The organism is Frankia canadensis, assembly GCF_900197875.1.
Classification (GTDB): domain Bacteria; phylum Actinomycetota; class Actinomycetes; order Frankiales; family Frankiaceae; genus Frankia; species Frankia canadensis.
This window is the reverse complement of sequence record NZ_FZMO01000178.1, coordinates 1-8,012: the sequence shown is the minus strand read 5'-3', so window position 1 is coordinate 8,012 and position 8,012 is coordinate 1. Positions and strand designations below refer to the sequence as shown.

The window sequence follows — 8,012 nt, the reverse complement described above, 5'->3', positions numbered from 1 at the left end:
CACCGCCCCCCAGCCGGCTTCCCGGCCGGGAGGCGGTGCGGCCTTCGGTGCGGACCGATCCGTGCGCGCACGGCCCGGCCAGGGCGGCGGCGCGGTGGCGGACGGCGCGACCAGTTCCGGCAGTGGCGCTGGCGGCACTGCCGGAAGCGGCGGCGCTGGCGGGACCACGGGCAGCGGCGGCGCCGGCGGGACCAGCGGCGCCGGCGGGCCGGCGCCCGGGGCGGGACCGGCGCCGGTGACGCGCCGGCGGCTGCTCGTCTCCGCCGTCGGGCTCGGCGCGGCCGCGGGCGGCGGGCTGCTCGCCGGCCGGCTGCTGTCCTCCGGCGACGCGGGCCCGGGCGGCCTGCCCCGCACCCATCCGTCCACGCCCGTCGGCGGCGTCACCGCGGGCCCGTCCATGCCGGCCGGGTCGGAGACGGAGCTGCCGGCGAACCTGCTGACCATCTACGGCGCCCCCGGCACCTTCGGGGAACTCGGTGACGGTGCGTCACCCACCCGGATCACCGAGGTGCCCGGCTGGGGCTTCGGCCCCGGCCAGGCCGCGTTCATGTCCGCGGTCTCCCCGGACGGCACCGTCTTCATCTCCACCACGCCGTTCACCGACGACCAGTCGAAGCTGACCGGCACCGACATGGAGCTGGAGATCTTCGAGCCGGAGGCGGGCCGGTTCTCCCGCCTGGTGATCCCCTCCACGCGGGGCCGCACCAGCCTGCCGCGCTTCGACCCGGGCTACCGCGGTGTCGGCGGCGGCGACACGTCCGACGTGATCGTCGTGCCCGGGCCCGACGGCGCCGATCGCGTCGTGTTCACCTCGCTCATGCCGTTCTACGGCTGGGACACCTCGGTCGACGGGGAGCTGCCCAGCGTCGGCCAGCTGCGCCGCGACGGCGGCTCCGGCCGGTGGATGTACGACGCGTCCGCGTCTCGCACGGCGGCCCAGCTGGCCGCGCGCGCCCCCGCCACCATCGCGGCGCGGGCCTTCCCGGTGCTCAACCCGCTCGAGCCGCGCTCGCCGCGGGGGCCGTCGTCGATCGCCCGACTGCCACGCAGCGGGCATCTGGTGATCGCCCAGTACCTGGGCACGGGCCGCGGCGGGACGGACAACGGCGCGCTGCTCGTCCTCGATCTCGACGGGCGGGTCCGCGCCCACTGGCAGTATCCGCAGGTCCGCCCGCTCGGCGTCGAACTCGTCGTCAACCCGCGCGAGGTGGTCGCCGACCCGACCAGCGAGCCCGACGACGAGCGTTTCGTCCTCATCAGCGACGCCCGCGGCCTCGACTACAGCACGCAGCCGTTCCCGATCCAGGAGTTCTCCTACTCCGCCTCCACCGGGACGATCACCCCGCGCAGCACCGCCGTGCGCGCCGTGCAGGACGGGTCGCGGATGGAGTCGGCGGTGTTCGGCGCCGACGGCACCCTCTACGTCGCGCGGACGAAGCAGGACGGCCTGCGCGCCGAGACCCTCGCCGTCTACCCGAAGCTCGGTCGGGAACGGGGCCTGGTGAGCCGCACGCCGGCGACGGGAAACTGGCCGGTCGACACCTGGGGCATCGCGAACCCGCCCGACTACCTCGTCGTCGGCACGGACCGTGGGGGGCTGGTGCGCAGCATCAGCGTCGACCCGAGCACCGGGGCGGTGCTGCTCGCCGGCCTCAACGGACTCGTCCAGACGGTCCGGCCCGCCGGGCGCGGCTCGCGGATGACGTTTCGCACCGGCCAGCCGATCGACGTCGGCCTCAGCAGGCTGCGCGGCCCCTCGACCCGTTATGTCGGCGTGCGCCGCGGGAGTGTCGACGCCGAGCGGCGCAGCCTGTGGCTGCCCGTCAACCAGATGGTGCTCGATGGCCTGACCTGGCCCTATCCGCCGTTCAAGCTCGACCAGTGGCTGTTGCGCGTCGACCTCGACGTCCTGCTGAACGACGGCTAGCGCCCGCCGCCGCGGCCGGGCCGGCGTGCGTGCCCGCACCTGCCTGTAACCCGCGATGATCTGAGCGGGTGCCCCGGTCCCGCGGCCCGGTCAGCCGGCGCTGGCGGCCGCGGCGGCGCGCAGGGGGAGAGCCCGCAGGTAGGGGTCGAAGCGGACCTCGCGGAAGCCGAGATGGCGGTAGAAGTCCCGGCTGCTCGGCGCCGCGCAGTGGGCGAGCAGCAGTGGCAGGCCGACCATGCGGTGCACCGTGAGCGCCCGCATCACCGCGTCGCGGACCAGGCGCGCGCCGAGTCCGCGGCCCTGGTGACGCAGGTCGACGGCGAGACGCCCGATGAACATGGCCGGCACCGGTTCGGTCGGGCGCCGGGAACGCCAGCGGGAGCCGGGGATGCGCTCGACGGCCGCCGTGGCCAGGCAGTAGTAGCCGGCGATGCGACCGTCGTCGACGATCACGAAGGTGTTCGTCGTCCGGTCCTGCTGATGATCCAGGGCATGGTGGCGCAGCCAGCCGTCCAGCGTGTGGTCACCGCTGGAGAACGTGGTGCGGTCCAGGGCCTCGGTCAGGGCCGTCGGCTTGCTGAGGGACACTGCGTGACATCCTTGGACGGGCGCCCGGCGGCGCGGTCGGACGGCGAGGGGCGGTGCGGTGGGGGACTGGTCGGCCTCCCTGCCCGGCACCGCCGATGATGCGAGCCTGCGCTGCCTACTCGGCCTTGTCGGCGCCGGGTCCCTCGTCGAGCAGGCGGCGCAACCGGAGCGTGTCCGCCGAGGGGGCGTTGAGCAGGGCCTCGAACGCGCTCCAGTCGGTGTCCGGCACGCGGAACAGGCGGCGGTCGGCGAGCACCTCGCGGGCGTACCGCTTCATCGCCTCAACGGCGAAGTCCTCCAGCGAGAGGCCCTCACCCTCGGCGGCGTCGCGGATGACCTCCGCGGAGTCCGGGGGCAACGGTACGGAGAGTCGGTCATCCCTGGCGGCACTCATGCAGGCAGTCTGCTCTCCGGGTGGCCGTTGACGCGCGCCGGGTGGCTCACACCACTGCCGGGCAACCACGCCAGAGCCAGTCACCGAAACCAGGGTTCGTCACAGAGAGGTTCGCGCGCCGTGCCACCTTCGCCCGTCCCCACCGTCGCCCTCACCCACGGTGCCCGGATGCCCCGGCTGGGGCTCGGCACCTGGCCGCTGGACGACCAGGCCGTGGCTCCGGTGGTCGAGCGGGCGATCGGGCTGGGCTACCGGCTCATCGACACCGCGCACAACTACGGCAACGAGCGGGGGGTCGGCGCCGGGCTGCGCGCGTCCGGAGTGCCCCGCGAGGAGCTGTTCGTGACGACCAAGTTCAACAGGCGGTCGCACAGCGTGCGCGGCGTCCGCCAGGCCGCGCGGGACAGCGTCCGCCGAATGGGCATCGACTACGTCGACCTGCTGCTCATCCACTGGCCGAACCCGTGGCGCGACCGGTATGTCGCCGCCTGGCGGGGCCTCATCGAGCTGCTGACGGACGGTCAGGTCCGCGCGATCGGGGTGTCGAACTTCAAGACGACGCATCTCGACCGCCTGCTCGCCGAGACCGGGGTGGCACCGGACGTCAACCAGATCCAGCTCGACCCACGCGTGGGCCGCGCCGAGATCCGCGCCTACCACGCCCGCCACGGCATCGTCACCGAGGCGTGGAGCCCGCTGGGCGCCGGCACCGGCCTGCTCACCGAGCCGGTGATCACCCGTATTGCCGCCGAGCACGACCGCACCCCCGCCCAGATCGTGTTGCGCTGGCATCTGGACCTCGGCCTCGTGGTCGTGCCGAAGTCGTCCAGCCCCGCTCGCCTGGCCGAGAACATCGACGTCTTCGACTTCGCCCTGACACCCGCCCAGATCGCCGACATCTGCGCCCTCGACCGCGGACCCGCCGGCGAGGCCGCCGCTCTCGACTCCGACTCCTTCGGTCACTAGGCCGCCCCCCGCAAGCACGCGGGACGGGAGGAAGGACCGCGCCGGGTGGCCTCCCTCCCGCGCCGCGCGTCGTTCAGGAGCCGGCGAAGACCGCAGGCCGGCGGTGCCACCAGGGCATCGCGTCCGCCAGCTGGGCGCCGACCCGGAACAGCAGGTCCTCCCGCCCGTGCGCCGCGACGAGCTGCACGCCGATCGGCAGGCCGTCCGCGCTCATGCCGAGCGGCAGGCTGACCGCCGGGTTGCCGGTGATGTTGAACGGCACCGTGAACGGCCCGTAGTCGAACAGGGCGCGCAGCCAGCTCTCGGTCGTGGAGCGGCCTTCGCCGCGCTCCTCGGCGTTGTGGTCGAGCGCCCCGTGCGGTGCGGGAAGCTGCCCGAGCGTCGGCGTGACCAGCAGGTCGTGGGTCGTGAAGAACCGGGCGATCGCCCGGGTGACCTGGTCGGCCGCATTCAGGGCGGCGACCAGCTCGACGGCGCCGCGCCCGGCGGCCTCGGCGAGCACCACCCGCGAGACGGCCTCCATCCGATGCGCCGGCGGCCGGCGCGGTGCCAGCAGGAACGGCGCGGCGAGCGCGGTCGCCTCCAGCGTCGCGGCCTGGACGACGCCGTCCCAGTCCACCGCGGGACTCGCCGCCTCGACGGGATGGCCGAGCCGCTCGAGCACCTCGCCGACCCGCGTCGTCGCCGCGGCGACCTCGGCGTTCACCGCCACCCCCGACCAGGCCCCGGTCGCCACCGCCACGCGCAGGCACGACGGCTCACCGCCGCGCCGCCCCTCCTCGGCGTAGGGCCGGGCCGGGGGTGGGACGGAGAACGCGTCGCCGAGTCCCGGGCCGCCGACCGCGTCGAGGAGGTGAGCGGCGTCGCGCAGGGTCCTGGTCAGGGCGAACTCGGACAGCATCCCGAACGCGCCGAAACCGGTGCCGGCGCCGTGCGGGGTGCGTCCGCGGCTCGGCTTGAACCCGACCAGGCCGCAGCAGGACGCGGGGATCCGCAGCGAGCCGGCGCCGTCGTTGCCGTGCGCCATCGGTACCGCGCCGGCGGCCACCAGCGCGGCGGATCCACCGCTGGACCCGCCGACTCCGCGGGTGACGTCCCACGGGTTACGGGTGGGCCCGGTCCGGACCGGCTCCGTCGCGAAGTGCAGGCCCAGCTCCGGCGACGTCGTCAGCCCGACGGTCGCGAGCCCGGCCGCGCGGAACCGGGCCATCAGCTCGTGATCCTCCGCGGCGGGGATGCCGTCGCCGAGCGCCCGGCTTCCGCAGAAGAACGGGACGCCCCGCGCCATCGGCCCGGAGTCCTTGATCAGGAAAGGCACCCCGGTGAACGGCCCGACCCCATGGCTGAGCGCCCGGGGGAAGGGTGCCCTTGCCAGGCCGTTGACCTGGTCGTTCACCGCGCCCAGGGCTGCGCGGGCGGCCTGTTCGACCTCGGCCGCGCTGATCTCGCGGTCACGGATCAGCCCGCTCAGGCCGACCGCGTCGAGGCATGCGTACTCGTTGAGCTCCATCGAAGATCCCATCTCGGCGCCCGTTCTCGGGAACGCCACGCAGGCCGGCGGCGCGCGGCACGCGCGGCAACGCCGGCTCGGAGAAAATGATCAGTTCGATGGCAGCTCAGGCTCGCATGACGGGCAGGATGCCAGAGCCGCACTGTCCCGTCGAGGGATTTTCCGGGACCGCGGCAGGCCGGCGTGCCCCCGGGGCAGTGCTCGGCAGCGTCGGGTGCGCGGCGTCAGGAGGTCATGTCGCGGCGCTGGAAGAAGAGGATGGCCACGAGGAGCATGACGGCGGCGTAGAGCAGGCCGCGCAGCAGCGCGGCGGAGTAGGGCATGTCGAAGGTTGCGCCACCGGTGGCCACCTCCTGCATGAGCTGGACGGGGAGCCAGTCGCGGGCGGGATGGTAGATGCGGGAGATGAGCATCTCGACCGGCAGGGCGTAGGCGAGGGACACGGCGATCGCGGCGGCGGGGCCGCGGAGCAGGATCGCGGCCAGGGCACCGACGGCGGCGTAGCCCAGGGAGCCGACGCTGAGGTTCAGGAAGCCGGACCCCAGGGCGGCGAGGCCGGAGCCGGTGAGCCAGGCCGACGTCGACACCCCGGCAACCGGCGCGAGCGCGAACGACAACGCCGTCGACGCGAGCAGCGCCACCGCGACCACCAGGACGACGAACAAGGCCAGCGCGACGAGCTTCCCGACGAGCAGCCGCGCCCGATGGGGCTGCGCGACGAGCTGGTTGCGCAGCGTCCCGTGGCTGTGGTCGCCGGCGAGGGCCGCGGCGACGACGGACAGGGCCACCACGCCGAGCAGGATGCTCACCGCCTGCGCGCCCTGCACCAGACCGGTCGGGTGGGACAGCGCGGCGGCGGTGACGGGGTCGCCGTCGAAGTCGTTGTGGCCGACCGAGAAGAACGTCAGCACCGTGCCGAGGATGGAGCAGGCGAGCACGGCGCCGAGCGTGCCCAGGGCGAACCGGGGGCGCAGCAGCGGCACCCATTCGGCGCGGAACGCGTTGATCACGTGGCGCCTCCGCGGCTCTGAGCCGGGCCGAGGCCGGCGCCCACCGGCGGGACGCTGCCGTCCGACACCGGGCGCACCTCGTCGGCGCGGGAGAGGTCGCCGTCGATCTCGCCGGTGACCCGCAGGAACGTCTCCTCGAGGTTCGGCCGGTGGGCGCGCAGCGACCGCAGTGCGATCCCGGCGCTCATCGCGAGCCGGTTCAGATCGGCTGCCAGCACCTCGGGCGCGTGCACGGTGATCACCGGACGGTGCTCGGGGGCGGCGACGGCGTCCGGGGGGCCGATGCGCATGTCGATCTCGACGCGCAGGCCGGCTTCGTCGAGGATCCGGGCGAGCTGGCGGGCGTCGCCGTCATGCTCGGGAACGAGGTGGATGCGCGGATCCTCCGCCGCCAGCAGCTCGGTGACGTGCCCCTGGAAGAGCATCCTGCCCCGGTCGAGCATCACCAGGTGATCGCAGATCTGCTCCACCTCGGTGAGCAGATGGCTGGAGACGAACACGGTCATCCCGGCGCCGGCGAGCTGACCGAGCAGCGCCCGGATCTCCCGGATGCCGGCCGGGTCGAGGCCGTTCGTCGGCTCGTCCAGGATCAGCAGGCTGGGCTTCGGCAGCAGGGCGGCGGCGATGCCGAGGCGCTGCTTCATGCCCAGGGAGTAGGACGCGAACGGATCCTGCGCCCGGTCGCCGAGGCCCACCTGCGCCAGGACCTCGTCGACACGGCGGCGGAGCTGGCCGCGCCGGCCCCCGAGGCCGCGCAGGATGGCAAGCTGGTCGAGGTTGCGCCGGCCGGACAGGCCGGGGTGGAACGTCGGGCCCTCGATCATCGCACCGACGCGGTGCAGGTAACGGTCCGGCCGGCCGATGGGCTCGCCGAGGACGTGGCCGCGCCCGGCGGTGGGCCGCAGCAGGCCCAGCAGCATCCGCAGGGTCGTCGACTTGCCGGCGCCGTTCGGCCCGACGAAGCCGGACAGCGCACCGCGGGGCACCTGCAGATCCAGGTGGTCGACGGCGCGCCGCTGGCCGTAGCTCTTCGTCAGGCCGCGCGTCCAGATCGCCGCGTCGGACCGGGCCAGGCTCCTCGTGCCCCCCGCCCAGGCCGCGGGCGCGCGCGCCGTGCCCGCATCCGCCTGAGCGGCGGACGGTCCGAAGGTCATCGTCGTCGTACTCCCAACCTCGAGTGTCGTGCCGCCCCAGCCGGGCGCCATGACCTCGAAACACGGCGCCGAGCCAGCGCGGGCCCGCAACAGTGGAATGCCCGCACCAGTCCACGATCGACCCTGGCCGGCCCGAACCACGTGGGCGCTCGCGCTATGGGCGCAGCATGGTGCAAACACGCGCGAACGGACGGTTCGGCGCCGCACAAGAACATCGCCCGGGACGGGGAACATCGCCGGGGAAGCGTGGGGTGCGTGCGGACGAGTCAGGCACCGACACATGTCAGGGGCGCCGCGTCCACGATTTCCAACGACCGGCCCACAGCCGGCGTTCCGGCGTGGCGGTGATGGTTTCGCCGATTGTCGGGCCACGCGGTGGTGAACGGTTCCGGCACAGTGGCTGAACTGTGATCGGTCGGTTCATTTGACCTTTGCTGGGCGGACATGTCCCGGCCGGTCGCCG

Annotated in this window: 7 protein-coding genes; 2 read left to right on the top strand and 5 right to left on the bottom strand. The window is 74.1% G+C overall.

Annotated elements, in window-relative coordinates:
- Positions 1–397 precede the first annotated feature (397 nt).
- Positions 398–1,927 (top strand): hypothetical protein, encoded by a 1,530-nt coding sequence (locus tag C1A33_RS15505; RefSeq protein WP_243407587.1) that lies wholly within the window; start codon positions 398–400, stop codon positions 1,925–1,927.
- 90 nt (positions 1,928–2,017) lie between these two features.
- On the opposite strand, the gene C1A33_RS15500 is transcribed toward C1A33_RS15505, so the two are convergent.
- The gene (locus C1A33_RS15500; protein WP_101832208.1) at positions 2,018–2,515 is read right to left on the bottom strand and encodes a GNAT family N-acetyltransferase; all 498 of its coding nucleotides are present in this window, start codon (positions 2,513–2,515) and stop codon (positions 2,018–2,020) included.
- Between the two features lie 115 nt (positions 2,516–2,630).
- Complete coding sequence (locus tag C1A33_RS15495) at positions 2,631–2,909, bottom strand: type II toxin-antitoxin system TacA family antitoxin (RefSeq protein ID WP_101832207.1); 279 nt, start codon at positions 2,907–2,909, stop codon at positions 2,631–2,633.
- Positions 2,910–3,029: 120 nt separating this feature from the next.
- Here C1A33_RS15495 and C1A33_RS15490 point away from each other — a divergent pair, with 120 nt between their 5' ends.
- Positions 3,030–3,875 carry an aldo/keto reductase gene (locus C1A33_RS15490; RefSeq protein ID WP_101832206.1) on the top strand — a complete coding sequence of 282 codons (846 nt, stop codon included), beginning with the start codon at positions 3,030–3,032 and terminating at the stop codon, positions 3,873–3,875.
- 73 nt (positions 3,876–3,948) lie between these two features.
- On the opposite strand, the gene C1A33_RS15485 is transcribed toward C1A33_RS15490, so the two are convergent.
- The 3 genes from C1A33_RS15485 to C1A33_RS15475 form a co-directional block, all read right to left on the bottom strand.
- Positions 3,949–5,397 (bottom strand): amidase, encoded by a 1,449-nt coding sequence (locus C1A33_RS15485; RefSeq protein ID WP_243407586.1) that lies wholly within the window; start codon positions 5,395–5,397, stop codon positions 3,949–3,951.
- Positions 5,398–5,609: 212 nt separating this feature from the next.
- The gene (locus C1A33_RS15480; protein WP_101832204.1) at positions 5,610–6,395 is read right to left on the bottom strand and encodes an ABC transporter permease subunit; all 786 of its coding nucleotides are present in this window, start codon (positions 6,393–6,395) and stop codon (positions 5,610–5,612) included.
- The gene (locus C1A33_RS15475) at positions 6,392–7,549 is read right to left on the bottom strand and encodes an ABC transporter ATP-binding protein (RefSeq protein ID WP_101832203.1); all 1,158 of its coding nucleotides are present in this window, start codon (positions 7,547–7,549) and stop codon (positions 6,392–6,394) included. Before C1A33_RS15475 ends, C1A33_RS15480 begins: the two co-directional genes overlap by 4 nt.
- Positions 7,550–8,012: the final 463 nt, after the last annotated feature.